The 3258-nt window shown below is 42.9% G+C and carries 2 protein-coding genes and 1 pseudogene; all 3 read left to right on the forward strand.

Annotated features, from left to right (window positions below; translation table 11 throughout):
* Nucleotides 1-221 precede the first annotated feature (221 nt).
* Nucleotides 222-1535, forward strand: coding sequence for a sugar ABC transporter substrate-binding protein (locus tag RDS42_RS13540; protein ID WP_308784118.1), 1314 nt, complete (start codon nucleotides 222-224; stop codon nucleotides 1533-1535).
* Nucleotides 1536-1667: 132 nt separating this feature from the next.
* Nucleotides 1668-2567, forward strand: coding sequence for a sugar ABC transporter permease (locus RDS42_RS13545; protein WP_308784119.1), 900 nt, complete (start codon nucleotides 1668-1670; stop codon nucleotides 2565-2567).
* A gap of 17 nt (nucleotides 2568-2584) precedes the next feature.
* Nucleotides 2585-3202, forward strand: a pseudogene (locus RDS42_RS13550) (carbohydrate ABC transporter permease); the annotation flags it as partial.
* Nucleotides 3203-3258 lie beyond the last annotated feature (56 nt).

Raw genomic sequence — 3258 nt, forward strand, 5'->3', positions numbered from 1 at the left:
GAAATGATATATAAAGCTGGTTTTTGAGGTATTTCTATTGACAAAAGATTTATAAAAGATTATGATATAATCACAATATGGAACGGCTTCCACACACATTCCTCAGGATATGATTTTCGGAGGAATTAAAAAATGAAAAATATGGAACGGCTTCCACGTTATTCTATAGCGCGCAGGAAAAACGAAAAGATACGCATCTGAATATTAAGGAGGAAGAGATAATGAAGAAAGCAATTAGCATGGCAATGGCAGCAGCAATGGTTCTTTCCACAGGCATTACTACAGTACCGGTAATGGCGGACGAAAAAACAGAACTGACAATCTGGAGCCCGGCAGATAAGCAGGCAATCGAAACCTGGTGGGAGGAGAAGATTGCAGAATGGAATGAGGCAAATCCGGATATCCAGGTAAAACGTGAAGCAATCGACCGTTCCGATTCTTATGCTTATGACAATAAGATTGCAACAGCACAGACATCCAATGACCTTCCGGATATCTTTTTTGTAGACGGACCGCAGGTATCTTATTATGCGGCAAATGGAATCACAGTTCCTCTTGACGATTATTTTACAGAGGAAGATAAAGCAGATTTCGTTGATTCTGCCATCACTCAGAACACATATGATGGAAAGCTGTATGCCATCGGCGCAACAGAATCTTCTGTAGCTTTCTATTACAATAAAGATTATCTGAAAGAATGCGGCGTGGACGTAGAAGATCTGGATTCCAGAACTGTGGAAAATCCGATCACCTGGTCTGAGTTTGCTGAGATCGCAGAGAAATGTACAACAGATGAGTATGTTGGAGCACATATCATCATGGACCACGGCGAGGGACTTCCTTATGCGCTTGAACCAATGTATCTTTCCGCAGGCAAGGACTACATCAGCGAAGACGGAAAAGAGGCTGACGGATATGTAAACAGCGAAGAAGCAGTAAAGACAACCTCTTTTCTGGCAGATATGATCGCCAAAGGATATGCAAATATCGAGCCGATCCAGGACGAGTTCCTCAACGGCGCATGTGCAACAATGATCGGCGGTTCCTGGGATGTATCTCTTCTGGAAGAAAGCGCTGAGTTTGACTGGGGAGTAACATATTATCCGGTAAACGACGATACAAAAGAAGCAGTGTCTCCATGCGGAGACTGGTCAGCAGCAGTGAGCAAGGACTGTGAGAACGTAGATGCAGCAGGCCAGTTCCTTTCCTGGCTGATGAACACAGACAATGTAGCAAGCTACGCAGCAGCTATTGCAAAACCGGCTACACGAGTTTCTGCTTATGATACAGAAGCAATGGCAGATTATAAAGAAGGACCGCGTGCCCTTTTCAAAGAGCAGCTTGAGAACACAGCAGTTCCTCGTCCGAGAACACCTTCCTATGCAACTTTCTCTTCTGCATATGCAGAAGCTATGACAAATATCTTCTCTGATGCATCCAGCAACGAGGAAGTAGATGAGGATTATATCCAGTCTGAGCTTGACACAGTAGCAGAAACCTTTACAGAGGATTATGAAACTTACTACGCAGAATAAAAGCTGAGAGATTACTATCTGAGAATCATTCACATCTGCTCCCGGCGGCATCCTTTCGAAAATACATCGAAGATCCACCGGGAGCAAGGTTTCTCCGTCAGTTTTTTATTACAGGGAAAAGGAGGAAGGAAAATGGCAAATACAAAGAAACTTTCAGGCCGGAAGCGTGATGAACGGATCACGGCATATGCGTTTGTTGCCCCGGCAGTGATTCTTCTGATCGCATTTCTGGTGGTTCCTATGATCTACACTGTGTATTTTTCCGGGTTCAAATATCAGATCATGAGACCGGATGCAATGAAATTTATTGGTCTGGAAAACTATCAGAAACTGTTCAGTGATAAGAACTTCTGGGTCGCACTGAAAAATACCGTTTACTTTACTGTACTCGTTGTTCCGTTCCAGTGCGCACTGGCTCTGGGACTTGCACTTCTTGTTTCCAAGAAATTCCGCGGTGTCTCCATATTCAGAACTATGTATTTCAGTCCACAGCTTACTTCCATGGTTGTTATTTCTGTTTTGTGGACCGTACTTTACAATGCAAATCCGAATACAGGTCTTATCAACTCGATCCTTACTTCACTTGGTATGGATCCGATCAAGTTCCTCAGCGATGCAGATACGGCAATGAATTCCATTATTTTCATGTCCGCATGGCAGGGCGCAGGATATCAGATGATGATCTTCCTGGCAGGTCTGCAGGGAATTCCGAAAGATCAGTACGAGGCTGCTTCTGTTGACGGCGCCAATAAATTCAAACAGTTTTTGTATATTACCATTCCCGGACTGAAAGGAACAATCAAGTACGTTGTCATGATTACCATGATCCAGGCAATGAAGCTGTTCACCCAGCCATACATCATGACCCAGGGCGGACCGAAAAATTCTACAAAAACACTGGTCTACTATATTTATACACAGGGCTTCCAGAAGGGTAACTTCGGATATGCCTGCTCCATTGCAGCAGTATTCTTTGTAATCGTTGTAACAATGTCCATGGCTATGAAGAAAGTTACAGCTGCTACAGATTAAGAAAGGGGAAAAGGATTATGACGAAATCTATGAAATTTTCTGCTAAATTCGGAAAATTTATGTTTTACTTTGGAAATATCGTGATCGGCATTATCTTTGTCTCTCCTCTGATCTGGATGGTCTCCGCTTCACTGAAACCGGAGGCAAAGATTTTTGCAAATATGGATTCATTAATGACATTTTTGCCTACACAGGCGTCTCTTGCCAATTACGCAGAAGTATTTTCCAGATTAAATATGCCTCTGGTATTTAAAAATACACTGCTTTATATCGGATTGATCCTGGTCCTGGATCTGCTGGTAAACTCCATGTGCGGATATGCTCTGGCAAAATTTGAATTTAAAGGAAAAGGTGCGATCCTGAATCTTGTGATCGCGCTGATGGTACTTCCTATGGAAGCGATCATGCTGCCTCTTTACATAGAAATGTCTCAGCTTGGATGGGTCAACACTATGGCGGCTCTGGTTATTCCTTTTGTGGCAAAATGTTTCTCAATCTATATGTTCCGTCAGTTTTTCTGTGATGTACCGGATGATCTGATCGAAGCGGCGGCAATTGACGGAAGCAGCCCGGCAGGAACCTTCTTCAAGATTGTAATGCCAATCTCAAAAACAGTTTATGCAACCGTGTTTATCCAAGGGCACTGAAAAACTTCCATTTCTTCTTAAGTGGAAGTTTTTCTTTTATATTA

Origin of the sequence: uncultured Blautia sp. (assembly GCF_902497045.1) — a bacterium.
Taxonomy (GTDB): domain Bacteria; phylum Bacillota; class Clostridia; order Lachnospirales; family Lachnospiraceae; genus Blautia_A.

Bases quoted from the DNA above. Each gene is read 5' to 3' on its own strand.
- RDS42_RS13540 (WP_308784118.1), top strand. From the start codon at position 222: ATGAAGAAAGCAATTAGCATGGCAATGGCAGCAGCAATGGTTCTTTCC.
- RDS42_RS13545 (WP_308784119.1), top strand. From the start codon at position 1,668: ATGGCAAATACAAAGAAACTTTCAGGCCGGAAGCGTGATGAACGGATC.